22 protein-coding genes are annotated in these 23,281 nt (G+C 59.0%); 8 read left to right on the forward strand and 14 right to left on the reverse strand.

Annotation, left to right across the window (positions count from 1 at the left end; genetic code table 11):
• Window position 1: 1 nt before the first annotated feature.
• Window positions 2-940, reverse strand: a complete 939-nt coding sequence (gene ribF, locus AC3IT6_RS25145; protein ID WP_489353475.1) for a bifunctional riboflavin kinase/FAD synthetase — start codon at window positions 938-940, stop codon at window positions 2-4.
• Window positions 941-1,069: 129 nt separating this feature from the next.
• Complete coding sequence (murJ, locus tag AC3IT6_RS25150) at window positions 1,070-2,608, reverse strand: murein biosynthesis integral membrane protein MurJ (protein ID WP_489353476.1); 1,539 nt, start codon at window positions 2,606-2,608, stop codon at window positions 1,070-1,072.
• Between the two features lie 252 nt (window positions 2,609-2,860).
• On the opposite strand from murJ, the gene rpsT reads away from it, so the two are divergent.
• Window positions 2,861-3,139, forward strand: a complete 279-nt coding sequence (gene rpsT, locus AC3IT6_RS25155) for a 30S ribosomal protein S20 (RefSeq protein WP_007970922.1) — start codon at window positions 2,861-2,863, stop codon at window positions 3,137-3,139.
• 199 nt (window positions 3,140-3,338) lie between these two features.
• Here rpsT and AC3IT6_RS25160 read toward each other — a convergent pair whose 3' ends face one another.
• From AC3IT6_RS25160 to rplU, 5 genes are all read right to left on the reverse strand, one after another.
• A complete protein-coding gene (locus tag AC3IT6_RS25160; RefSeq protein ID WP_008022496.1) occupies window positions 3,339-3,803 on the reverse strand; it encodes a CreA family protein in 465 nt (154 codons plus the stop codon).
• 12 nt (window positions 3,804-3,815) lie between these two features.
• Window positions 3,816-4,934, reverse strand: coding sequence for a glutamate 5-kinase (gene proB / locus AC3IT6_RS25165; RefSeq protein ID WP_150727089.1), 1,119 nt, complete (start codon window positions 4,932-4,934; stop codon window positions 3,816-3,818).
• Between the two features lie 137 nt (window positions 4,935-5,071).
• The gene (gene cgtA, locus AC3IT6_RS25170) at window positions 5,072-6,295 is read right to left on the reverse strand and encodes an Obg family GTPase CgtA (protein WP_008052064.1); all 1,224 of its coding nucleotides are present in this window, start codon (window positions 6,293-6,295) and stop codon (window positions 5,072-5,074) included.
• 195 nt (window positions 6,296-6,490) lie between these two features.
• Entirely contained in the window at window positions 6,491-6,748 is a 258-nt protein-coding gene (gene rpmA, locus AC3IT6_RS25175) for a 50S ribosomal protein L27 (protein ID WP_003281574.1), read from the reverse strand.
• 35 nt (window positions 6,749-6,783) lie between these two features.
• Window positions 6,784-7,098, reverse strand: coding sequence for a 50S ribosomal protein L21 (gene rplU, locus AC3IT6_RS25180; protein ID WP_003176051.1), 315 nt, complete (start codon window positions 7,096-7,098; stop codon window positions 6,784-6,786).
• Window positions 7,099-7,337: 239 nt separating this feature from the next.
• Between rplU and AC3IT6_RS25185 the strand changes: the two genes are divergently transcribed.
• From AC3IT6_RS25185 to AC3IT6_RS25195, 3 genes are all read left to right on the forward strand, one after another.
• Entirely contained in the window at window positions 7,338-8,306 is a 969-nt protein-coding gene (locus tag AC3IT6_RS25185; RefSeq protein WP_150727030.1) for a polyprenyl synthetase family protein, read from the forward strand.
• 186 nt (window positions 8,307-8,492) lie between these two features.
• On the forward strand, window positions 8,493-8,834 hold the full coding sequence (locus AC3IT6_RS25190; RefSeq protein WP_150773391.1) for a zinc ribbon domain-containing protein YjdM: 342 nt from the start codon (window positions 8,493-8,495) through the stop codon (window positions 8,832-8,834).
• 204 nt (window positions 8,835-9,038) lie between these two features.
• Window positions 9,039-9,296 (forward strand): PA4570 family protein, encoded by a 258-nt coding sequence (locus AC3IT6_RS25195; RefSeq protein WP_008052059.1) that lies wholly within the window; start codon window positions 9,039-9,041, stop codon window positions 9,294-9,296.
• Between the two features lie 147 nt (window positions 9,297-9,443).
• Here the strand turns inward: AC3IT6_RS25195 and bamJ are convergent, their stop codons facing one another.
• From bamJ to AC3IT6_RS25210, 3 genes are all read right to left on the reverse strand, one after another.
• Window positions 9,444-10,061, reverse strand: a complete 618-nt coding sequence (gene bamJ / locus AC3IT6_RS25200; RefSeq protein ID WP_223449013.1) for a BamJ family beta-barrel-assembly machinery protein — start codon at window positions 10,059-10,061, stop codon at window positions 9,444-9,446.
• 121 nt (window positions 10,062-10,182) lie between these two features.
• Complete coding sequence (locus AC3IT6_RS25205) at window positions 10,183-10,473, reverse strand: DUF6482 family protein (protein ID WP_150727028.1); 291 nt, start codon at window positions 10,471-10,473, stop codon at window positions 10,183-10,185.
• Window positions 10,474-10,587: 114 nt separating this feature from the next.
• Window positions 10,588-11,076 carry a TIGR00645 family protein gene (locus tag AC3IT6_RS25210; RefSeq protein ID WP_150727027.1) on the reverse strand — a complete coding sequence of 163 codons (489 nt, stop codon included), beginning with the start codon at window positions 11,074-11,076 and terminating at the stop codon, window positions 10,588-10,590.
• Window positions 11,077-11,247: 171 nt separating this feature from the next.
• On the opposite strand from AC3IT6_RS25210, the gene AC3IT6_RS25215 reads away from it, so the two are divergent.
• Window positions 11,248-13,077, forward strand: coding sequence for a hypothetical protein (locus AC3IT6_RS25215; RefSeq protein ID WP_489353477.1), 1,830 nt, complete (start codon window positions 11,248-11,250; stop codon window positions 13,075-13,077).
• A gap of 6 nt (window positions 13,078-13,083) precedes the next feature.
• Here the strand turns inward: AC3IT6_RS25215 and AC3IT6_RS25220 are convergent, their stop codons facing one another.
• Both AC3IT6_RS25220 and AC3IT6_RS25225 read right to left on the reverse strand, forming a co-directional pair.
• Entirely contained in the window at window positions 13,084-13,425 is a 342-nt protein-coding gene (locus AC3IT6_RS25220; RefSeq protein ID WP_046041767.1) for a PA4575 family protein, read from the reverse strand.
• Window positions 13,426-13,762: 337 nt separating this feature from the next.
• Window positions 13,763-16,201: a Lon protease family protein gene (locus AC3IT6_RS25225; RefSeq protein ID WP_489353478.1), complete on the reverse strand. Its 2,439-nt coding sequence runs from the start codon at window positions 16,199-16,201 to the stop codon at window positions 13,763-13,765.
• A gap of 278 nt (window positions 16,202-16,479) precedes the next feature.
• On the opposite strand from AC3IT6_RS25225, the gene AC3IT6_RS25230 reads away from it, so the two are divergent.
• From AC3IT6_RS25230 to AC3IT6_RS25240, 3 genes are all read left to right on the forward strand, one after another.
• Window positions 16,480-16,968 carry a DUF3015 domain-containing protein gene (locus tag AC3IT6_RS25230; RefSeq protein ID WP_489353479.1) on the forward strand — a complete coding sequence of 163 codons (489 nt, stop codon included), beginning with the start codon at window positions 16,480-16,482 and terminating at the stop codon, window positions 16,966-16,968.
• Between the two features lie 93 nt (window positions 16,969-17,061).
• Complete coding sequence (locus AC3IT6_RS25235; RefSeq protein WP_489353480.1) at window positions 17,062-18,915, forward strand: Lnb N-terminal periplasmic domain-containing protein; 1,854 nt, start codon at window positions 17,062-17,064, stop codon at window positions 18,913-18,915.
• 373 nt (window positions 18,916-19,288) lie between these two features.
• Window positions 19,289-19,783, forward strand: coding sequence for a GreA/GreB family elongation factor (locus AC3IT6_RS25240; protein ID WP_489353481.1), 495 nt, complete (start codon window positions 19,289-19,291; stop codon window positions 19,781-19,783).
• Here AC3IT6_RS25240 and gdhA read toward each other — a convergent pair.
• Together gdhA and ettA are read right to left on the reverse strand one after the other, a co-directional pair.
• Window positions 19,780-21,117, reverse strand: a complete 1,338-nt coding sequence (gene gdhA, locus AC3IT6_RS25245) for an NADP-specific glutamate dehydrogenase (protein ID WP_489353482.1) — start codon at window positions 21,115-21,117, stop codon at window positions 19,780-19,782. The genes AC3IT6_RS25240 and gdhA overlap by 4 nt on opposite strands.
• A gap of 375 nt (window positions 21,118-21,492) precedes the next feature.
• On the reverse strand, window positions 21,493-23,157 hold the full coding sequence (gene ettA, locus AC3IT6_RS25250) for an energy-dependent translational throttle protein EttA (protein WP_150727021.1): 1,665 nt from the start codon (window positions 23,155-23,157) through the stop codon (window positions 21,493-21,495).
• Between the last annotated feature and the right edge of the window lie 124 nt (window positions 23,158-23,281).

Here is a 23,281-nt window from a genome sequence, read left to right on the forward strand (position 1 = left end):
ATTAGCGATGGGCGCTAGGTGCGGCTAGTGCACGGGCGGCGGCGACATCCGCGTTGATCGCCGTTTTCAACGCCTCCAGAGAGGCGAAACGCTGCTCTTCACGCAGCTTGTGGTGGAAAACCACCGTTAAACGCCGGTCATACAGATCGCCGGCAAAATCTAAAAGATGCACTTCCAGGTGGGCTTTGCCATCACCTTGAACCGTGGGCCGCACGCCAATGTTGGCGACGCCGGGCCAGGTCTTGCCGTCGATCTCGACATCCACCAGGTAAACCCCGGTGAACGGCACGCGACGACGCTTGAGTTGTATGTTGGCGGTGCGCGTACCCAACTGCCGGGCGAGCTTCTGGCCATGCAATACGCGACCGGCAATCCGGTACGGCCGCCCGAGCAGGCGTTCGGCCAGGGCGAAATCCGCGGCAGCCAGGGCATTGCGGACCTGCGTGCTGCTGACCCGGATGCCATCCAGCTCGACGGTTTGCGCCGCTTCGACGGTAAAACCCTGAACGATGCCGGCCTGTTGCAGGAAATCGAAATCTCCCGCGCGATCACAGCCGAAACGGAAGTCGTCCCCGACCTCCAGGTGCTGGACGCCAAGGCCATCCACCAGAATGGTATCGACGAACTTGCTGGCGCTGAGCTTGCTCAGGCGCTGGTTGAACGCCAGGCACAGAACACGGTCGACGCCTTCGGCGGCCAACAATTGCAGCTTGTCCCGCAGGCGGGCCAGACGGGCCGGCGCGGTGTCCGGAGCGAAGAACTCGCGCGGCTGCGGCTCGAAAATCACCACGCAACTGGGCACGCCCAACTCGAGCGCGCGCTCACGCAGCCTCGCCAGGATAGCCTGGTGGCCACGGTGCACACCGTCAAAGTTGCCAATAGTGGCGACACAGCCCCGATGCTGGGGGCGCAGATTGTGGAGGCCTCGAACCAGCTGCATAACGCGCTTCTTGCTCATAAAGTGGTCGATTATAACCACACCCGGCGGCCGACGACAGGCAACACCGTAACCCAAAGTGATCGAGCCGACAAAACCGCCGGCTCGCCCGTGTATATCAAGGCCAGAACCTCAGCCCAGCGCCTTGCGATTGAAGTCGCGCAAACGGAAGCCCATCAACACTAACATGCCGAAATAAGCCACCACACCCGCCGCCACCAATGCCCCCAGACGCAAGAAGCGTTCGAGCATATGCCCCTGATCCCAGGCCGGCATGAAGTGCATCGTACCCAACAGTACCGCGGACATCACTGCCACCGCGACCAGCAACTTCAAAGTGAACTTCGCCCAGCCCGGCTGCGGCTGGTACATCTGCTGCTTGCGCAGTTGATAGAACAGCAACCCGGCATTGAGACAGGCGCCGGCACTGATCGCCAAGGCCAGGCCCGCGTGAGCCAGGGGGCCGATCAGCATCAAGTTGAACAACTGGGTGACCACCAGGGTGAAAATCGCAATTTTTACCGGTGTACGGATGTTTTGTTGCGCATAAAAGCCAGGGGCCAGCACTTTGACCACAATAATTCCGAGCAACCCGACCGAGTAGGCGATCAAGGCACGCTGGGTCATCGATGCATCAAACGCATTGAACTGGCCGTACTGGAACAAAGAAACCGTCAGCGGCTCCGCCAGAATCCCCAATGCCAGGGAGCAAGGCAGCACCAATACGAAGCACAGGCGCAGGCCCCAGTCGAGGATGCGCGAATACTCGTGACGATCCTTGTTGGCGTAGGTCTTGGCCAGGGTCGGCAGCAGAATCGTCCCCAGCGCCACGCCCAACACGCCGGACGGCAGCTCCATCAAACGGTCGGCGTAATACATCCACGACACGGAACCGGCAACCAGGAACGAAGCGAAGATGGTGTTGATGATCAGCGAAATCTGGCTCACCGAGACACCGAGGATGGCTGGCAGCATTTGCTTCATTACACGCCAGACGCCGGTGTCGCGCAGGTTCAGGCGCGGCAGTACCAGCATGCCGATCTTTTTCAGGTGCGGCAGCTGATAGAGCAACTGCGCCAGGCCGCCGACCAGTACCGCCCAGCCGAGCGCCATTACGGGCGGATCGAAGTACGGCGTCAGAAACACCGCAAATATGATCATGCTGACATTGAGCAGGGTCGGCACGAAGGCTGGCACCGAAAAGCGGTTCCAGGTGTTGAGGATCGCGCCGGCCAGCGACGACAGGGAAATCAGCAGGATGTAGGGAAAGGTCACCCGCAGCAGGCTGGACGTCAGTTCGAATTTTTCCGGCGTGTCAGTGAAACCCGGCGCGGTCACCCAGATGACCCACGGCGCGGCGATCATGCCCAACGCCGTGACCAGCGCCAGCACCAGCGTCAACAGGCCCGAGACGTAGGCAATGAACGTACGCGTCGCCTCTTCACCCTTCTGGCTTTTATATTCGGCAAGAATTGGCACGAACGCCTGGGAAAACGCCCCTTCGGCAAATATCCGCCGCAGCAGATTGGGCAGTTTGAAGGCGATAAAGAAGGCGTCGGTCGCCATTCCCGCGCCAAATGCGCGCGCGATGAGGGTGTCCCGAACAAATCCCAAAATCCGGGAAAGCATCGTGATAGAGCTGACGGCGGCCAACGATTTGAGCAGATTCATGGAAAGAGTTTGTGCCTGTCGATAAACAGCAGGCGAACTACGCGCCTACTTATGCGATACTCCGCGCCGCAACAGCACAGAGCCAAAGCTCGCGAGTTTACAGGTCGCACGCTGGAAAGAAATCTCCAAGCTTGCTTCACCTACCACTTAGCGGAACGTCTCAACCGCCCTTGACAAGACCTCAACTCATCGGCATGATTCGCGGCCTATTTTGTTTGCTATTTCCTAAAAAGTCTTTCGAGGAGCTCGACGGTGGCCAACTCACCTTCCGCCAAAAAACGTGCAAAACAGGCTGAGAAGCGTCGCAGCCACAACGCCAGCCTGCGTTCCATGGTTCGTACCTACATCAAGAATGTAGTTAAGGCCATCGACGCAAAAGACGCTGCCAAAGCTCAAGCCGCTTACGTTCTGGCTGTGCCAGTTATCGACCGTATGGCCGATAAAGGCATCATCCACAAGAACAAGGCCGCTCGTCATAAGAGCCGCCTGAATGGCCACGTCAAGGCCCTGAACGTTGCCGCTGCTGCCTAAGCGACTCGTTCATTAAAAAACCGACCTCAGGGTCGGTTTTTTATTGCCTGCGATTCAGTGATTTCGACGCAAAAAAATGTGGGAGCGGCGGCGCGGCGATCCGACTTGCTCGCGAAGAGGCCGTGTCAGTCGCCATTTATGCTGAATGACACACCGCATTCGCGAGCAAGCCCGCTCCCACAGTTTGATTTGCGTGAAATTACTGAGCGTGCGCCCACGGCAAAATCGGAATCGCCGTTACCGCATTCTGCGGGCTACCCTCGATCAGGCGATCGCTATACACCAGATACACCAGTGTATTGCGCTTCTTGTCAAGGAAGCGCACCACCTGCATGGTCTTGAACACCAGGGACGTGCGCTCCTTGAACACCTCGTCGCCATCCTTGAGCTCACCCTTGAAGCTGATCGGCCCGACCTGTCGGCAAGCGATAGACGCTTCGGCACGATCCTCGGCCAATCCAAGACCACCTTTCACCCCTCCGGTCTTGGCGCGCGACAGATAGCAGGTCACGCCGTCGACCTTGGGATCATCAAAAGCCTCGACCACGATCCGATCATTCGGCCCGACAAACTTGAACACCGTCGACACCTGACCGATCTCTTCGGCCGAAGCCAGCAGCGGCATCGCCAGCAATAGCCCCAACAATCCTTTTGCCACACGCATTCAGGTATTCCTTCAAACCAGGATCAGGTTATCGCGGTGAACCAGCTCCGGCTCCGCCATATAACCCAACAGACCAACAATCGCCTCGGACGACTGACCAATGATTTTTTGCGCTTCCAGCGCACTGTAGTTGGCCAGGCCACGGGCAATCTCACGACCGTCCGGCGCCACGCAGACCACCATCTCACCGCGGCGGAAGCTGCCCTGCACCAATTTGACGCCTACCGGCAGCAAGCTCTTGTTGCCTTGGGACAACGCGATCACCGCACCAGCATCCAGCACCAGGGTGCCACGGGTTTGCAGATGACCGGCCAGCCACTGCTTGCGTGCCGCCAGCATGCCGCGCTCCGGCGACAGCAAGGTGCCGATACGCTCGCCCGCCTTGAGGCGGTCCAGCACACGCTCGATGCGCCCACCAACGATGATGGTGTGAGCACCGGAACGGGCCGCCAGGCGCGCAGCACGCAATTTGGTCTGCATACCACCACGACCCAGCGCACCACCGGTGCCGCCCGCCACCGCGTCGAGCGCCGGATCATCGGCGCGCGCCTCGTAAATCAGCTGGGCATCCGGATTGTTGCGCGGGTCGGCATCGAACATGCCGTCGCGATCCGTCAGGATCACCAGCAAATCCGCCTCGACCAGGTTGGCCACCAGCGCTGCCAGAGTGTCGTTGTCGCCAAAACGGATTTCGTCGGTGACTACCGTGTCATTTTCGTTGATCACCGGAATGACTTTCAGCTCGACCAGTGCGCGCAAAGTGCTGCGGGCGTTCAGGTAGCGCTTGCGATCGGACAAGTCGTCGTGAGTCAGGAGAATCTGCGCGGTATGCCGGCCATGCTCGGCAAAGCTCGACTCCCAGGCCTGCACCAACCCCATCTGGCCGATTGCGGCGGCAGCCTGAAGCTCGTGCATCGCACTGGGTCGCGAGGTCCAGCCCAAACGGCTCATGCCGGCCGCCACCGCCCCGGAGGACACCAGCACCAGCTCGACACCCGCCTCATGCAAGGCCACCATCTGCTCAACCCAGACACCCATTGCCGCGCGATCCAGGCCTTTGCCGTCCGCCGTCAGCAAAGCGCTGCCGATCTTCACGACCCAACGCTGCGCACCTGTCACCTTGCTCCGCATCATCTTCAACCTTAGCTTGAGGGCAGCACGACCTAGCACTGCCCGTGACGTTATTCGTGGTTATTCGTGACCAACAATCGATTTCCAGATACTAAAACGCCGCTCGATTGAGCGGCGCTTAAGTTTATCGCAACGAATCAGTCACGCACGTAAATGATTTCCGGACCGTCTTCGTCATCCACATCTTCTTCGTCCCAATCATCGTCGCCGATGTCGTGGACCGACTTCACGCCGCTGCGACGCAGGGCACGCTTGTCATCCAGCGCCTGCAGTTGCGCGCGAGCTTCGTCTTCGATGCGCTGATCGAGATCGGCCAGCTCTTCCTTGTAGGCCGGGTCATTGGCCAGGCGATCAGCACGATCTTCCATGTAACGCATGATGTCGTGGCACAGACGCTCGGTACCGAGCTTGGAGATGGCCGAGATCACGTAGACCGGACCCGTCCATTCCAGGCGATCAACGATTTCCTTGACGCGTGCATCGTGCTCTTCATCAAGGATCTGGTCGCACTTGTTCAGGACCAGCCAGCGATCACGCTCTGCCAGGGACGGGCTGAACTTGATGAGCTCGTTGACGATCACTTCAGCGGCATCCGGTGCGCTGGCGTCATCCAGCGGCGCCATGTCCACGAGGTGCAGCAACAGACGCGTACGCGCCAGGTGCTTGAGGAAGCGAATGCCCAGACCAGCACCTTCGGAAGCACCCTCGATCAAACCCGGAATATCGGCAATGACGAAGCTCTTCCAGCGATCGACGCTGACCACACCCAGGTTCGGCACCAGCGTGGTGAACGGGTAGTCGGCAACTTTCGGCTTGGCAGCCGAAACCGAACGGATAAAGGTACTTTTACCGGCGTTCGGCAAACCCAGCAGACCTACGTCAGCCAGCACTTTCATTTCCAGCTTCAGGTCGCGCTGCTCACCCGGCTTGCCCGGAGTGGTCTGGCGCGGCGCACGGTTGGTACTGGATTTGAAACGGGTGTTGCCCAGACCGTGCCAGCCGCCCTGCACTACCATCAATTTCTGACCGGCCTTGGTCAGGTCGCCGATGACTTCCTGAGTCGCGGAGTCGATCACCGTGGTGCCGACCGGAACGCGCAGGATCAGGTCTTCACCCTTCTTGCCGGTGCAGTCGGTGCTGCCGCCGTTGGAGCCACGCTCGGCATCGAAGTGCCGGGTGTAACGGTAGTCCACCAGGGTGTTGAGGTTTTCGTCGGCCATCATGTAGATGGAACCGCCATCACCGCCATCACCGCCGTTCGGGCCACCGTTCTCGATAAATTTTTCCCGACGGAAACTCATGGCGCCATTGCCGCCGTCACCAGCCTTTACGCGAATCGATACTTCATCAACAAACTTCATAACAAACGCCTCTCGCCATACGGACGAGCCGAAAAACAATCAAGACATAAGACTCTTGCAAAAATGAGCGCAGCGCCCCTAAACCACGACACCTACATCGTACGCCGACAGCCCATACAAACAGCTTTGCAAGAGACTCACCCCACAAACGAAAAAGCCCCGTCGCGAGACAGGGCTTTTCCAGCGATCGCGCAATTAAGCTGCGACTACGCTCACGTAACGACGACCGAAGGCGCCTTTTACTTCGAACTTGATCACGCCTTCGACTTTAGCGAAGAGGGTGTGATCTTTACCCATGCCAACGCCGTAGCCAGCGTGGAATTGGGTGCCGCGCTGACGCACGATGATGTTGCCTGCTTTGATAGCCTGGCCGCCATACATCTTCACGCCAAGGCGTTTGGCTTCTGAGTCGCGACCGTTACGGGTACTACCACCAGCTTTTTTGTGTGCCATGAGTTCAATTCTCCTAGTGAGGAATTAGGCTGTAATTAAGCCTGAATACCGGTGATTTTGATCTCGGTGTACCACTGGCGGTGGCCCATACGCTTCATGTGGTGCTTACGGCGACGGAACTTGATGATGCGGACTTTATCGTGACGACCTTGGGAGATCACTTCAGCCACAACGGTAGCGCCAGCAACAACTGGAGCGCCGATATTCACGTCGTCACCGTTGGCAACCAACAGAACGCGATCAAAGGTAACGGATTCGCCGGTAGCGATTTCCAGTTTTTCGATCTTCAGGTATTCACCTGGGGCGACTTTGTACTGCTTGCCGCCAGTAACGATTACTGCATAAGACATGGTATTTCTCCGATAATCCTGCTCACCCAGCTCTTTATAAGAAGAGGTATTGGCTGGCATGGCTGCATGGGGCTGGAGGCCCGCTTGCAATTGCGTAAGGCAGGTGCTGCCCAGGAAGTTCAGGGTGCGCGATTGTACGCAAGGCACGAGCGCCTTGCAAGGGGCCGTCCATCGCGCCTTGACAGGCCCGGACGTGGGTCCTAGCATGCCGCGCAACCCTTCTGGAGCGACTGTCGCTGATGCAACCCCAAGCTTTCTACCGCGCGGTGGCGGACGATTTTAGCGCCGTCGACGGCATCATCAAGAAGCAGCTGACTTCGCGCGTGCCGCTTGTATCGAAAATCGGCGATTACATCACCTCGGCCGGCGGTAAACGCCTGCGTCCTTTATTGGTGCTGCTGTGTGGCAAGGCCCTGGGTCGCGAAGGCGATGACCTGCGCCTGCTGGCCGCGACCATCGAGTTTTTGCACACCGCTACCCTGCTGCATGACGATGTGGTCGACATGTCCGGCATGCGCCGTGGCCGCTCGACCGCCAACGCCATGTGGGGCAACGCGCCAAGCGTGCTGGTGGGTGATTTCCTGTATTCGCGCTCCTTCGAAATGATGGTCGAGCTGGGCTCGATGCCAGTGATGAAGATCCTTTCGCAAGCCACGCGCATCATCGCTGAAGGCGAAGTGTTGCAACTGTCGAAGGTTCGTGACGCCAGCACCACCGAAGAAACCTACATGGAAGTCATCCGCGGCAAGACCGCGATGCTCTTCGAAGCCTCGACCCACAGTGCTGCAGCCCTGTGCGAAGCCTCGCCGGAACAGGCCGAAGCCCTGCGTACTTTCGGTGATCACCTGGGCGTGGCCTTCCAGCTGGTCGATGACCTGCTCGATTACAAAGGCGACGCCGAAACCCTGGGCAAGAACGTCGGTGACGATCTGGCCGAAGGCAAGCCGACCCTGCCGCTGATCTACACCATGCGCGAAGGTACGCCGGAACAGGCCGCCCTGGTGCGCAAGGCGATCCAGAAAGGCGGAATCGAAGACCTGGAAAGCATCCGCGAAGCCGTGGAAGCCTCGGGCTCGCTGGATTACACCGCGCAACTGGCCCGTGACTATGTGGCCCGCGCGATCAAGTGCCTCGAAGCGCTGCCTGCCAGCGAATATCGCGATGCCTTGGTCGAGTTGAGCGAGTTCGCGGTCGCGCGTACGCACTGACCACGAATATCCCTTGTGGGAGCGGGCTTGCTCGCGAATGCGGCGTAACAGTCGACAGAGATGTTGAATGTCATTCCGTCTTCGCGAGCAAGCCCGCTCCCACAGGTTTTTCCACGCGCCCCCCCCTCCCTGCTAAAACCCTATACAATGTGCGCTTTTTAGCGATCCTGAATCCAAGGAGCCTTAGTGAGCACGTTGCCACCCTGCCCAAAATGCAATTCCGAATACACCTATGAAGACGGCGCCCAGCTGATCTGCCCCGAGTGCGCCCACGAATGGTCCGCCAGCGGTGAAGCCGAAACTGTGTCCGATGACGCAGTGAAAAAGGATTCGGTCGGCAACGTCCTGCAGGACGGCGACACCATCACCGTGATCAAGGACCTCAAGGTCAAGGGTACGTCTTTGGTGGTCAAGGTCGGCACCAAGGTCAAGAACATCCGCTTGTGCGATGGCGATCACGACATCGATTGCAAGATCGACGGCATCGGCCCGATGAAACTCAAGTCCGAGTTCGTCAGAAAAGTCTGAACCTGCTGTTGTCCATCCCGCGCCCGGCGTGGGATGGCGCCTCACCCTCCCCCGTTTCGCCCAGTAAATCCTCGCAATAGCCAAACGCCAGTCGTTTTGACCTGACGCAATCTTTACCCGGAAAAAAACGCAAACCGCCAATAGGCCCTTGCTATTTAATGAATAAGAATTATTCTCATCAAACCTTCAGTGGAGATGAGAACCATGACTTATTTGATCGATGCCTGGCTGGACCGCCCACACCCTTACCTCAGGATCCTGCATCGGGAAACCGGGGAAGTCTGTGCGGTGTTGGAAGAGGAAGCCTTGAGCGAACTGCAGGACCAGGGTGATCTTGACCTCAATGGCCTGAGTTCCAGCGAGCCGGTGGTGCTCAAGGAACTGGTGCGTAATCTGTTTCTGTTCTGCTATGCCCGGGCGTTGCGCCCGCACAGTGAACTGCACCACAAGATCGAAATATGAAACACCATAAAAAACTGTGGGAGCGGCGGTGCGGCGATCCGACTTGCTCGCGAAAGCGGATGTTCCGTCACAGAAACGTTGACTGACCCACCGCCTTCGCGAGCAAGCCCGCTCCCACATTAGCCCGACGTCATATCGGGCCGGGTCTTACAGAACGTCGAGCAGTTCGACGTCGAACACCAGTACGCTGTGCGGCGGGATGCTGCCAACGCCTTGAGCGCCGTATGCCAGTTCACTCGGCACGTACAGGCGCCATTTGCTGCCGGCGTTCATCAGTTGCAGGGCTTCGGTCCAGCCGGCGATCACGCCGCCAACCGGGAATTCTGCAGGCTGGCCGCGATCATAGGAGCTGTCGAACACAGTGCCGTCGATCAGGGTGCCGTGGTAGTGAGTACGCACGGAGTCTTCACGGGATGGCTTGGCGCCTTCACCAGCGGTCAGCACTTCGAACTGCAGGCCGGAAGCCAGAGTGGTGATGCCGTCACGCTTGGCGTTTTCAGCCAGGAAGGCCAGGCCTTCGCCAGCAGCCGCTTCAGCCTTGGCTGCAGCTTCGGCCTGCATGATTTCGCGGATGACTTTGAAGCTGGCGGACATTTCTTCCTGGCCCACACGGCTTGGCTTGCTGGCGAATGCGTCGGTCAGACCTGCCAGGATCGCGTCCAGGCTTACGCCCGGTGGCGGGTTGTCGCGCAGTTGGTCGCCCAGCTGACGGCCAATACCGTAGCTGACGCGGGTTTCGTCGGTGGACAGATTTACTTCGGACATGACACTGCTCCGCTGTGCGGACGGCTCGGGAACTTGCCATGCGTGCACAGCGCGTCCCGGAGCGCCCGGAACCAAAAGGGCCAGCAGACTAGCACAGATGTCATGCCATTGATGAGGGACGTCAGGCGATCGGCACCTTCAGGTTTTCCTCCACATCGGCAACCAGACCGCACATTTCGTCATGCACGACCGTGTGCACGAGGTTGAAGTGCAACTTGGGAAAGGAGCGCAGCACATCACGGGCATGCTCCACCGAACGCAGGCTCATCATGTGCCCGTGCGTATCGCTCAAGGGATACGCCGTGCCATGCATCCGCGCCTCCAGCAGGTAGATGCCGCCCTCCATCGAGATCAGGTTCAGCTCATCGACCTTCCCGGCGATGGCATACGCATTCAACTCTTGCAGGTTCATGAGCGCACCTCACGCAGTAGCGAGCCTCTTTACAGGGATAGGCGTCGGCGCATCAAAGCACAAGCCACAAACGACGCCGCCCGTCTGGTTTGCAACCCGCAATGGAAGTTGAAATCAGTGCTTGGTGAGTTTATCCAGGTAACCCATGGCAAATGCCGAGATCACGAAGGTCATATGGATGATCACGTACCACTGCAGATGTTCAGGATCAACGTTCTTGGCGTCCATGAAGATGCGCAGCAGGTGAATGGACGAGATCGCCACGATCGATGCGGCCACCTTCATCTTCAGCGACGAAGAGTCCATGGTGCCCAGCCAGTTGAGCTTTTCCTTGCTGTCGTCGATGTCCAGTTGCGAGACGAAGTTCTCGTAGCCGGAAATCATCACCATCACCAGCAAACCGCCCACCAGCGCCATGTCGATCAGCGACAGCAGCACCAGGATCAAGTCCGATTCGGCCATCGAAAACACGTTCGGGATGACGTGGAAGACTTCCTGGAAGAATTTCAGTGCCAGCGCCAACAGCCCGAGGGACAGACCGAAATAGATCGGCGCCAGCAGCCAGCGCGAGGCGTACATTGTATTTTCGATAAAGCGTTCCATTGAATCTCACATGTTGGGCTGAAAATGGCGGCGAGTATACCAGCCGCCCGTCTATACCCAGAAGCAGCCAGAAACCGTCGAAAAATCCGCCACCTGCGCCTGTGTATCAAAGTTTTTCTGCTAGTGTCCAAATCATTGACTGCTCAGTGATGTCGGACAGGAAGACTGGAAATGGATGTGCGATTGCCTTTGACGAGTGCCGGAATTTTCCTGGCGCTGCTGCTGAGCGGCTGCTCACCCAGCGATGAAAAACGCCAGCTCAGCCTCGAAGAAAAAACCGCGCAGTTCGAAAAGTCGCTGGAAGCCATCCAGGATCCGAAGCTCAAGGATGCCGTGTCGGAGCTGGGCGGCTCACTGCTGCTGCTCGAACGCGCGCAACTCAAGCTCGACAGTAAACCGGTGGAAACCGAATACGGCGAAGACGCCCTCACCATGCTCAAGCACTACCCGACCCCGCAGGCTCTGGTCGATACCTACATCAACGGGTTGTTCGTGCTGCAAAAAGACTCAGGCTCCGACTACCTGACCGATCTGCAGCCAGTGTTCCCCTTCACTTTCAGCGCTCCTGCCGCGTTTCTGTTTCCCCATGGCCTGGAATGGCAGTCGGTCACGCTAAGCAACAAACGAGTGATTCCATTCCAGCCGGAATGGTCGGAAACCGACCCCGGCATTCAGCTCAGCCCATCGAGCTCCAACCTGACCAACCCCGATGACCTGACCTTGGCCTACCCCTTCATCGAAGGCCTCGACATCGACAGAAAGCAACAACCACAACCGGTGAGCCTGCAAGGCAAAGTCGAAGTCATCGCGCCACGCCGCCTCTACAGCTTCGACCTGACGAAAAAGGACGTAGGCCAGACCCGCACCAATGACAACCTGAGCGTCACCCTGCTCACATTGACGAACAACTACGCGGAAATCGAATACAACAACAGCGCGCCGCTGGCGCCTGAAGTCCGTGATGCACCGCTCAACCCGCTGATCGTCCAGGCCACGGACAGCACCGGGCAATTCATCTCGCGCGCCGGCTCAATCAATGAAACCTCGGTACAAATTGCCTTCTATCAGCAGCAGCTGGCCAAGATGCAGCAGCAGAAGAGCTGGAGCGAGGCCCTGGAAAAACAGCTCGACGAAGAACAACGCAACTTTGAGAAACAGCAGGCGCGACATTATTCGAAGGTGTACTTCAACGGGACGATCGAAACCCTCGAAGTCAGCATGCTGGATTTTTCCGCCGTCACGGTCACCCGAAAGAACCTCGACCTTCCGATCCGGCGTTTCGATGCCAATACCACGGCCAAGTCCATCCAGCCCTTGAACCTGCCCGTGGTGGTCTATGACGACCAGGCGGTGGGCTGGCTGAAAGGAGCAACGCTGAGTGAGGAGCAACTGAAAAAGAACGTCAACATCAGTCAGTCGGTCGACGACCCCAGCGCTGCGCGAATCGAGTTCACTCACCTGCGCACCTTTAACGATGAACTGCTCGGCACCTCGTTCAACCCCGGTGAAAGTCCGGTGAGTTTCTTTACCGAAGACGCTGCTGGCAAACGCGACGAACCGATCGAACTGCCGCCTGAGGCATACCAGATCGACCCCCTGCGCGGCACCATCACTTACGATCTGAATCTGTTTCCGCAAACGCCGGCCTATGCGGTGGGCTCGATGCCGCTGTTCCTGGCCACGGTCGACAAGAAAACCGTCGATGCCCGTCAACTGCCCAAAGGCCTCGCGCTCAAGGACAACGCACTGGTGGTGGACCTGAAGGCATTTCCCGCCCAGGACTGGCGCTTTTTCGCCAAGGACGACAGCGGTAATTACTTGAAGGAGATTCTATCGGTCAGTCATGACGCGAGCGCACAAGGTTCGGCGCAGTTTGCCGTGCATTACTTCTACGGGCAGCCTACGCGCCTGGAAACCTATCAGCGCACCGACCTCGACACCGTGCAATATGGTTTCGAGGTCAAACTCGACAAGGCCGACATGACGCGCCTTGATCAATAGTGCGACTCAGTGCTCGGGGTGAAACTCGAAGCCGCCCATGTTCCGGCAGCGACCACCGTTGATTTCCCGCAGTTGGGCTTGCAGGTGCAGGCACCAGATTTGCGGATCGTCGGCCAACTCGTAGCCGTGCAAGGTCAGGCTTTCAACGATGGTGTCGAGGATTGATTCAGCGACGAATGGACCGTGAAACGGGCCTTGGGCCTTGATGGCCGAAGGTTGTTCACCGGCCATTCCAGCGGCGAACAGCAGAGTCCACATGCCCGTATCTCCCGCCAATGGGCGGATGGAACACTCGATACGGGTCACAAGGCCCAGGCATTGACGGGTGAGGCAGAGGTTGCGCGACATGGCGGCGACCCTCGGTAGATCCGGTATTCAGCCCCCACGGGAAGGCTGTTTCGATCCTGTGATTACTATCGATATCCTTGAGCTGAGAATAGAAGAAAAGTCTGCCTTGCAGGCCGAGGCGAGACCGAAAGGCGCCGAATGGTCACAGCGTGAATATTGACGTCATTTCGATGACGCTTTTTACCATTCACCCCAAACAAAATGTGGGAGCGAGCTTGCTCCGGGCGGCGTTCCGACGATGGCGGTCGAACATTCAACATATTGGTCGAATGAAAGTCCGCTATCGCGAGCAAGCTCGCTCCCACAAGGGATTGCACAGTTTCAGATCAACGATGCATCACGCCGGTTTTGTTTCCGCCAACGCCTCTTGCGCCAACTCCTTCTCGGCTTCCTTCAGATCATCTTCACTGATCATTTCCGCGATAACCCGCAGGCGCTCCACGACCCGCGCATTCACGCTGCCTTCAGGGAACTCGCCATTCTCGTCCGGCTCGCCGGCCGGCTCGCCGACCAGCAAACTCAAGGCTTCGTCGGCCTGACGGACCGCGTAGACATGGAACTGCCCCGCGCGTACCGCCGCCAGCACCTTCTCGTCGAGCATCAGCGTGGCAACGTTGGCGTGAGGAATGATTGCCCCCTGCTCGCCGGTCAACCCGCGGGCTTCGCACAGACGGAAGAAGCCCTCGATCTTCTCGTTGACTCCGCCGACCGCCTGCACTTCGCCGAACTGGTTGATCGAACCGGTGATGGCAAAACACTGCTTGAGCGGGGTTTTCGACAAGGCCGAGATCAGGGTGCAGGCCTCGCCCAGGGAAGCACTGTCGCCATCGACATAACCATAGGATTGCTCCAGGGCGATGCTCGCGGAAATCGCCAGCGGAAACTCCTGGGCGTAACGACTGCCCAGATAACCGGTAAGGATCATCACGCCTTTGGAGTGGATAGGCTGGCCGAGGTTGACTTCGCGCTCGATGTCGACAATGCCGCTGCCGCCCGGGTACACCGTGGCGGAAATCCGCGCCGGTATACCAAAGGCCGAGTCACCGACTTCCAGCACCGTCAAGCCGTTGCACTTGCCGACCGCCGCACCCGCGGTGTCGATCAGGATGATCCCGGCCAGCATGTCATCGAGAATCCGCGCCGAAACCCGCCCGGTCCGCGTGGCCTTGGCCTTGAGCGCACGCTCGATGTGCCCTGCGTCGGTCATTTCATCGCCTGCCAGGTGACGAATGAAATCCGCCTCGCTGACCAGTTGGAACAAGTCCCCGATACGCGCCGACAAGCGCCCCTGGTGCTCGGCCAGACGCGCGCTGTAGGTCGCCAGGCGTGCCACCGCATCGGCGGTCAGCGGTGCCATGCCTTCTTCGGAAGTACGGGTTTTGAGCAACTGGGCAAACTGCTCCAGGCTCTCGTCGACCATCGGGATGTCTTCGTCGAAATCCACCAGGACGCGGAACATTTCCTGGAAGTCCGGATCGAGGTCTTGCAGCGTGTAATACAGCTGACGGGCACCGATGATGACGACCTTGACCTGCAACGGAATGTGTTGCGGTGTCAGGGTCACGGTGGCCAGACGGCCCAGTTCACCCAGCGGCGATTCCATTTTCAGCTTGCGCGATTGCAGGGCGCGTTTCAGCGCGTCCCACACGAACGGCTCGCTGAGCATTTTGTCCGCTTCAAGGATCAGGAAACCACCGTTGGCCCGGTGCAAGGCACCCGGCCGCAGCTGCCGATAAGTGGTGTACAGCGCGCCTTGATCGGTGCTGTATTCAATGCGACCGAAAAGATTTTCGTAGGTCGGGTGCGGCTCGAACACCACCGGCGCACCGCCGCTGGCCGAATGACCAACCACCAGGCTCGGCGCGTATTGTTCTTCCAGCAACTTGCGGGCGACAGCGTCGATCTTGCTGTCGTCCACCAGTTGCTCGACCACGGTCTTGAGCAAGTACACCTGCATGGCTTGCAGATAACCGCATACCGCCGCGTTCTCGGCGTACTTCTCCGACAATGGCGACAACAATGGCTGCAAGGCCAGAGTGATGGTTTCTTCGTTCAGATGACGCAGTTGGTTGCTCGACTCACGCTTCCATTGCGGCAGGCTGGCGAGTTCTTCGTTCAGGCGCTCCTCCAGTACCGAAATATCCTCGTGAAAGCGCTCGCGCTCGGCTTCCGGCAACTGGGCGAATTCAGCTTCGTCCAACGCCTTGCCGTCGCTCATCGGGGTGAAGGCGATATTGCTGGCGTCGCGGTACAGCGCGACGTCCTTTTCCAGCGCCAAACGCTCGATGACGTCCAGGGCCTTGTCGTAGCGCTGATTGAAGGCACGGTCGATGGCGCTTTTCTTCTGCTGGTAGGACGGATGCTCGAAGACTGCCGGAAAGGTCGCCAGCAGGTTGTCGATCAGACCGTTGATATCTCCAATGAAGTTACCGGCAGTGCCCGACGGCAATTCAAGGGCACGTGGTTCGCGCGGTTCATCGAAATTATTGACGTAGACCCAGTCCGCCGGGGTCTGCAGGCGCTTGCCTTCGGCCTTGAGGTAGCGTTTGACGAACGAGAACCGGCCAGTGCCGGGCTCGCCCATGACGAATACGTTGTAACCGGGGCGTGGCATGGCCACACCGAACTGCAAGGCTTCGACCGCACGTTCCTGGCCAAGCACACCGCGAAAGGGCTCCAGATCATTGGTGGTAGAGAAGCTGAACTGTTCAGCGGAAAACGGACGGGTCAGCGCTTCGGGCGCTAGACGCAAGCTGGCAGCAACAGGATCAGGCATCGGGCTTCCTTAACAATCAGGCGGGGCAGATAACAGCATTCTGGCGCCGCCCATGCCCGACTGGCAAGGAGCGCCGCAGGCCTGAGCTTCGACAACCCACCAACCCCAGGCGGGCCGGGCCTGCGCTGCCGTTTCCCATGAATGTTTTTGCAAAAAATCACGGAACCCCGTGATCATGCCTAAACTCCAAACTGCGCGGCTGGACTAATGACCGGCCCACTGGCACCAGACGGGCCAGACTCCTTGTCCATTGGTAGGCACATAAAGAGAACAAAGCTATGAAACGGATTCTTCTCGGTACTCTCTTCACTGCTGTATCCATCAACGCCATGGCTCAGGCGCCAGGCGGCCCGGATTGCGGCTGGGGCAACATGCTGTTCGAAGGCCAGCGTGGTACTCCGGCTCACTTCCTGGCATCCACCACCAACGGCACCTCCGGCAACGCAACCTTCGGCATGACCTCCGGCACCAACGGTTGCGCGACCAATTCGTCGCTGACCTATGGCGGCAAATCCTGGTTTGCCATGAATGGCATGATGAACGAGCTGTCCGAAGACATGGCCAAGGGTCAGGGCGAAGCGCTGACCACCTACGCCGTGGTACTGGGCGTGGCGCCGGAAGACCGTGCGCACTTCGCCGCCGTCACTCACGAGCACTTCCAGCTGATCTTCAGCAAGGCTGACGTGACTGCCGAAGACGTGCATACCAACACCCTGGCCGTGCTCAAAGCCGACCCTCGTCTGGCCAAGTACGCGACTCAAGCTTAAGCTCGACCCGCCCCGCTTCTTTCGGGAAGCGGGTTTTGTTTTTTGGACCTGCCTCTTTTTGGGTCTTTTTCTCAAGTATTTAAGTTGCCATCTATGCTCAAACGCCTTGCCTGGCTGGCGCTGTGTGTCTGCGCCCCGCTGTCCGCCGCGCCTCAGATCGACCCACAACGTTTGCAGCAACTGGCCAACGACCCTTTCTGGATATCCCTGGGCCATTACGAAACCGCCAAGCTCGGTGGCTGGCGCAGCTATGTCAGCGACCGGAAATTTTTCCTCGCCGCTGACGGCAATGAACATCCGGACCATGAACTGGCGGCGACCGTGCAAGCCTTGTACGCCCCGGCCAGTGCCGGTGAAAAACACGCGCAATGCGTCTACCCGGCCCGCACCCGCTGGCTGAAGGAACAACTCGGCCTGAGCGGACTGCCGACGCCGGCCTGCGCCGAATTCAAGCAATGGTTCAAGGACGTCTCGCCCGATAGCGCGGTGATGATCTTCCCGGCGGCCTATCTGAACAGCCCGTCCTCGATGTTCGGCCATACCCTGCTGCGCATCGACCAGGCCGAAGTGAAGAGCGACAAGACTTCGCTGCTCAGTTACGCGATCAACTTCGGCGCCTACATCGAGGGCTCGGATAACAGCCTCCTCTATGCCTGGAAAGGCCTGATGGGCGGCTATCCCGGCCTGTTCGCGATGGTGCCCTACCAGGAAAAACTCTCGGAATACCGCAGCCTGGAAAACCGCGACCTGTGGGAGTACCGCCTGAACCTGACCCGACAGGAAACCGCGCGCATGGTCGAGCACGTCTGGGAGCTGAAGCAGATCAAGTTCGACTATTTCTTCTTCGACGAAAACTGCTCATACCGCTTGCTGGAACTGCTGCAAGTGGCCCGCCCGGGCCTGCGCCTGACCGAGCAATTCCCGCTCACCGCCATCCCGACCGACACCGTCAAAGCCGTGAAAAATGCCAGACTGGTCGAATCGATCCAGTATCGTCCGTCCCGGGAGCGCGAGTTGCTCAGTCGCGCCGAGCCGTTGAACCCTGAAGAACAGCAATGGGTGCTGAAAGTCAGCGCCGATCAGAAACAATTGCAAGACCCGGCCTTCAAGGCTCAACCCCGCGACCGCCAAGCGCTGATCATCGATGCGGCCTATCGCCTGGAGCGTTACCGCGCCAACGGTCAGGAACGCGACCCGGCGCGCGCCCAGCGCAGCTTCGAACTGTTGCGGGCAATCAACCAGAACCCGGCGCCGGAGCTGGATATCCCGCAACCGGGCCTGCCTGAAGACGGTCACGAGTCCCGCACCTGGCAACTCGGTCTCGGCAGCCGTGGAGATAAAGCCTTTGGCGAGTACGGCTTGCGCATGGCTTATCACGACCTCAATGACAACAACGAAAGCTTTCCCCTTGGCGCGCAGATCGAAATCCTGCAATTGAAACTTCGCCAGTACGAAGGCAATGAATGGCAAGTGCAGCAACTGGATCTGGCAACCATTCGCTCCCTGACCCCGCGTAACGAACTGCTGCAGCCGCTGTCATGGCAAGTGACCGGCGGTCTGGAGCGGGTGCCGGGCAAACACGATGACCAAAACCTGGTCAGCCACGTCAACGGCGGTGGCGGTGGAACCTGGCAACTGGGCGACGACACGCTTGGCTTTGCCCTGGGCACCGTGCGTATCGAGCACAACAACGACTTCGCCGCGTTCATTGCCCCGGCCGCCGGCTTCAACAGTGGTGTGCTGTGGAAAAACCCGCTGGGCAATTTGAGCCTGGAAGCCAAGGGCGACTTTTTCACCAATGGTGAAGTGCGTCGTAGCCTGAGCCTGAATCAGCAGTGGGAAATATCCCGCAATCTCGGCCTGCGCTTGAGCGCCCAGCGCGAGTTCAGCCATTTGGCGACGGCCGAGAACGAAGTGATGCTGGAGCTGAAGTGGTATCACTACTGACCCGAATGCAACGCAACTCCCTGTGGGAGCGGGCTTGCTCGCGAATGCGATATGCCACTCAACATTGATGTTGGCTGACACGCCCCTTTCGCGAGCAAGCCCGCTCCCACAGGGGTTATGTGGTGTTCGACGAAATACCTACACACCTTTCGCAACCCCCCGACGAATCCACTTCTAGACTTTCTCTATGGGTCGCGTATCGGCTTGGGAGAGTGAGATGTGGTGGTATGCGGGATGGCTGGGTGTAAAGCCTGGCAGCAGCAGAAGGATCAGGATGCCGCACGGGCCTATCACTCGCCGTAAGTCGCTTTCAGACATTTGCTGAAACCAAATGCCTGCGACCATGGCCCAAACCCTATACCGGGAGAATTCCATGAGCCGTGCTTTCGTCAATGAAGATAACGCTGCCGCGCAAGCCGATCAGCCTGTCGAACGGCAGGTCAGCGCGCAGCCCAATTACGTCACGCCGCAAGGCCTGGACCTGTTGCAGGGAAAAGTCACCGAACTGCAAACCCTGCACGCCGAACAATCGGCAAAAGGCGAGCAGGCCGACAAGCAACGCCTGGCGGAACTCGAACGTGATTTGCGTTACTTCAAGCAGCGTTTGGGCAGCGCTCAGGTGGTACCCGCCGCGACTTCGACCGAGAAAGTGCAGATCGGCAGTTGGGTGACCTACGCCGATGAACACGCCACCGAACGCCGGGTACAACTGGTGGGCGAAGATCAGGCCGATGTCGCCCACGGCCTGATCAATTGGGGTTCACCGCTGGGACGGGCACTGCTCGGCGCACGACTCAACGATGAAGTGCTGTGGCAGCGGCCTGCCGGGGATCAACTGATTGAAGTGATCCGTATCGAGCCGACTTAGACCACACCTTGGGCCAGCATGGCATCGGCGACCTTGACGAATCCGGCAATGTTCGCGCCCTTGACGTAGTTGACCCGGCCGCTCTCCTCACCGTAATGCACGCAAGCGTGGTGAATCGACTGCATGATCGCGTGCAGCTTGCTGTCCACTTCGCCACCGGTCCACGCCAGGCGCATGGCGTTCTGCGACATCTCCAGCCCGCTCACCGCCACACCACCGGCGTTGGACGCTTTGCCCGGCGCAAACAGAATGTCGGCCTCGATGAACAGATCCACCGCCTCAAGGGTGGTCGGCATGTTCGCGCCTTCGGCCACGCAGATGCAGCCGTTGCGCAGCAAGGTGCGAGCGGCTTCGGCATCCAGTTCGTTTTGCGTCGCGCACGGCAAGGCGATGTCGCAGCTCAGGCTCCACGGCAGCTCACCGGCGCGGAACTCCAGGCCAAAACGGCTGGCCAGTTCACGGATGCGCCCGCGCTGTACGTTTTTCAGCTCCAGCACCGCCAGCCATTGCTCCTCGGTCAAACCGCTTTCGCAATACAACGTACCCTCGGAGTCGGACAGCGAAATCACCTTGCCGCCCAGGTCCATGACCTTGCGCGCCGCGTATTGCGCGACGTTGCCGGAACCGGAGATTGCCACTCGCTTGCCCTCGACTGCCAAACCGCGGCGCTTGAGCATTTCTTCGGCGAAGTACACGCAACCGAAACCGGTGGCTTCCGGGCGAATCAGGCTGCCGCCGTAGCTTGGGCCTTTGCCGGTCATCACGCTGGTGAACTGGTTGCTCAGGCGCTTGTACTGGCCGAACAGGAAACCGATTTCCCGCGCGCCGACACCGATGTCCCCGGCCGGCACGTCAACGTCGGCACCAATGTGGCGGTACAACTCGCTCATGAAGGCCTGGCAGAAGCGCATGACTTCCGCGTCGCTTTTGCCTTTGGGGTCGAAGTCAGAACCGCCCTTGCCGCCGCCCATGGGCAACGAAGTCAGGGAATTTTTGAAGGTCTGTTCGAAGGCGAGGAATTTCAGCACGCCCATGTTCACCGACGGGTGGAAACGCAGGCCACCCTTGTACGGGCCGATCGCGCTGTTCATCTGGATGCGGAATCCGCGATTGACCTGGACCTGGCCCTGATCGTCGACCCACGATACGCGAAACACCACCGCCCGCTCCGGCTCGCAGATGCGCTCCAGAATGCCCGATGTCAGGTAATGCGGATTGGCTTCAAGAAACGGCCACAGGGTACGCAGGACTTCTTCGACAGCCTGGTGGAATTCGGGTTGGTCCGGGTCGCGTTTTTTCAGGCGCGCAAGGAAGGATTCGACGGATTCGATCATGGAAAAGTCTCGGCAAATTTATTGTCGTTGGAGGAGATTGAGCCGGACTGTAACAAACGATTCGTGCACAAGAACAGAGCAAAATGTCGCATTTATGAAATTAAATGGTGCGCAGGATATAAATCAACCTGGTTTTTTGAACATTTTTGCACCTGAACAGGGATTATCAATTCAAGTCTTGCACCATTAGAAACACCGCCTTCGCGAGCAAGCCCGCTCCCACAGGGGATCTTCTGCTGAATTGAGATTTGCGCCTTTCACAAAACCCTGTGGGAGCGGGCTTGCTCGCGAATGGCGCGGCTCGGTGTCATTGAAAAAAACGCGCACAAAAAAACGGAGCCCGAAGGCTCCGCTCTTTATGCAACCAACCCGAAATCAGGCCAGCTTCTTGTGGCGTACACGATGCGGCTGGGCAGCCGCTTCGCCGAGGCGCTTTCTACGGTCGGCTTCGTACTCGGTGTAGTTGCCTTCGAAGAACACCGCTTGCGAGTCGTCTTCGTACGCCAGGATGTGAGTCGCGACGCGGTCAAGGAACCACCGGTCGTGGGAGATCACAATAGCGGCGCCCGGGAAGTCCAGCAGGGCTTCTTCCAGGGAACGCAGAGTTTCAACGTCGAGGTCGTTGGACGGTTCGTCGAGCAGCAGGACGTTGCCGCCCTCCTTCAGGGTCAGGGCCAGGTGCAAGCGACCGCGCTCACCACCGGACAGGTCCTTGACGAACTTCTGCTGATCGCCGCCCTTGAAGTTGAAGCGACCGACGTAGGTACGCGACGGGATCTCGTAGTTACCGATACGGATCTGGTCGGAACCGTCGGAGATCTGCTGGAACACGGTCTTGCTGCCGTCCAGGTCTTCACGGCTCTGGTCGACGCAAGCAAGCTGCACGGTTTCACCGACTTCGATGCTGCCCGAATCCGGCGTTTCCTTGCCCATCAGCATGCGGAACAGGGTCGACTTACCGGCACCGTTACCGCCGATCACGCCGACGATGGCGCCTTTAGGCATGGCGAACGACAGGTTGTCGATCAGCACGCGGTCGCCATAGCCCTTGGTGACATTCTTGAATTCGATGACCTTGTCGCCCAGGCGCGGACCGGCCGGGATGTAGATCTCGTTGGTTTCGCTGCGTTTCTGGAATTCCTGCGACTGCATTTCTTCGAAGCGTTGCAGACGAGCCTTGGATTTCGACTGGCGGGCCTTGGCGCCTTTGCGCACCCACTCCAGTTCTTCCTTCATGGCTTTTTCGTGAGCCGACTGCTGCTTGGATTCGGCAGCCAGACGATCTGACTTGGCTTCCAGCCAGCCCGAATAGTTGCCCTCGTAAGGAATGCCCGCGCCGCGGTCGAGTTCCAGGATCCAGCCGGCAACGTTGTCCAGGAAGTAACGGTCGTGCGTGATCGCGACCACGGTACCCGGGAAGTCGTGCAGGAAGTGCTCGAGCCACGCAACGGAGTCGGCGTCCAGGTGGTTGGTCGGTTCGTCGAGCAGCAGCATGTCCGGTGCGGACAGCAGCAGACGGCACAGGGCCACGCGACGTTTTTCACCACCGGAGAGGACTTCGACCTTGGCATCCCAGGCTGGCAGGCGCAGCGCGTCGGCGGCGACTTCCAGCTGACGATCGAGGTTGTGACCGTCGCTGGCTTGCAGGATCGCTTCGAGCTTGGCCTGTTCGGCAGCCAGTTTGTCGAAGTCGGCGTCTTCTTCAGCGTAAGCCGCGTAGACCTCGTCCAGGCGCGCCTGGGCGTTCTTGATCACGCTGACCGCTTCCTCGACCACTTCACGCACGGTTTTGGTCGGGTCCAGGATCGGCTCTTGCGGCAGATAACCGATGTTCAGCTCCGGCATCGGGCGGGCTTCGCCGTCAAATTCGGTGTCAACGCCAGCCATGATTTTCAGCAGCGTGGACTTACCCGAACCGTTGAGGCCGAGTACGCCAATCTTAGCGCCAGGGAAGAAGGACAGAGAAATGTTTTTCAGGATTTCCCGCTTCGGCGGAACAACTTTGCCCAGCCGATGCATGGTGAATACGTATTGAGCCATGGAGAACCTAGGGTCAGTGACTGATGAATGATTAGGGCACAGGCGATGCCTGGCCAGGCTGTGCGCGTCGCCCGATTGAGAGCTTTCAATATGTGCGCGCTGAAAAAGCCTGAGTCTAGGAGCT

The sequence above is a fragment of the Pseudomonas sp. KH_017 genome, assembly GCF_057840285.1.

What these genes read in the sequence shown, in the direction of transcription:
- ribF (WP_489353475.1), bottom strand. Translation starts at nt 940, where the DNA reads ATGCAGCTGGTTCGAGGCCTCCACAATCTGCGCCCCCAGCATCGGGGC.
- murJ (WP_489353476.1), bottom strand. Translation starts at nt 2,608, where the DNA reads ATGAATCTGCTCAAATCGTTGGCCGCCGTCAGCTCTATCACGATGCTT.
- AC3IT6_RS25160 (WP_008022496.1), bottom strand. Translation starts at nt 3,803, where the DNA reads ATGCGTGTGGCAAAAGGATTGTTGGGGCTATTGCTGGCGATGCCGCTG.
- proB (WP_150727089.1), bottom strand. Translation starts at nt 4,934, where the DNA reads ATGCGGAGCAAGGTGACAGGTGCGCAGCGTTGGGTCGTGAAGATCGGC.
- cgtA (WP_008052064.1), bottom strand. Translation starts at nt 6,295, where the DNA reads ATGAAGTTTGTTGATGAAGTATCGATTCGCGTAAAGGCTGGTGACGGC.
- rpmA (WP_003281574.1), bottom strand. Translation starts at nt 6,748, where the DNA reads ATGGCACACAAAAAAGCTGGTGGTAGTACCCGTAACGGTCGCGACTCA.
- rplU (WP_003176051.1), bottom strand. Translation starts at nt 7,098, where the DNA reads ATGTCTTATGCAGTAATCGTTACTGGCGGCAAGCAGTACAAAGTCGCC.
- AC3IT6_RS25185 (WP_150727030.1), top strand. Translation starts at nt 7,338, where the DNA reads ATGCAACCCCAAGCTTTCTACCGCGCGGTGGCGGACGATTTTAGCGCC.
- AC3IT6_RS25195 (WP_008052059.1), top strand. Translation starts at nt 9,039, where the DNA reads ATGACTTATTTGATCGATGCCTGGCTGGACCGCCCACACCCTTACCTC.
- bamJ (WP_223449013.1), bottom strand. Translation starts at nt 10,061, where the DNA reads ATGTCCGAAGTAAATCTGTCCACCGACGAAACCCGCGTCAGCTACGGT.
- AC3IT6_RS25205 (WP_150727028.1), bottom strand. Translation starts at nt 10,473, where the DNA reads ATGAACCTGCAAGAGTTGAATGCGTATGCCATCGCCGGGAAGGTCGAT.
- AC3IT6_RS25210 (WP_150727027.1), bottom strand. Translation starts at nt 11,076, where the DNA reads ATGGAACGCTTTATCGAAAATACAATGTACGCCTCGCGCTGGCTGCTG.
- AC3IT6_RS25215 (WP_489353477.1), top strand. Translation starts at nt 11,248, where the DNA reads ATGGATGTGCGATTGCCTTTGACGAGTGCCGGAATTTTCCTGGCGCTG.
- AC3IT6_RS25220 (WP_046041767.1), bottom strand. Translation starts at nt 13,425, where the DNA reads ATGTCGCGCAACCTCTGCCTCACCCGTCAATGCCTGGGCCTTGTGACC.
- AC3IT6_RS25225 (WP_489353478.1), bottom strand. Translation starts at nt 16,201, where the DNA reads ATGCCTGATCCTGTTGCTGCCAGCTTGCGTCTAGCGCCCGAAGCGCTG.
- AC3IT6_RS25230 (WP_489353479.1), top strand. Translation starts at nt 16,480, where the DNA reads ATGAAACGGATTCTTCTCGGTACTCTCTTCACTGCTGTATCCATCAAC.
- AC3IT6_RS25235 (WP_489353480.1), top strand. Translation starts at nt 17,062, where the DNA reads ATGCTCAAACGCCTTGCCTGGCTGGCGCTGTGTGTCTGCGCCCCGCTG.
- AC3IT6_RS25240 (WP_489353481.1), top strand. Translation starts at nt 19,289, where the DNA reads ATGAGCCGTGCTTTCGTCAATGAAGATAACGCTGCCGCGCAAGCCGAT.
- gdhA (WP_489353482.1), bottom strand. Translation starts at nt 21,117, where the DNA reads ATGATCGAATCCGTCGAATCCTTCCTTGCGCGCCTGAAAAAACGCGAC.
- ettA (WP_150727021.1), bottom strand. Translation starts at nt 23,157, where the DNA reads ATGGCTCAATACGTATTCACCATGCATCGGCTGGGCAAAGTTGTTCCG.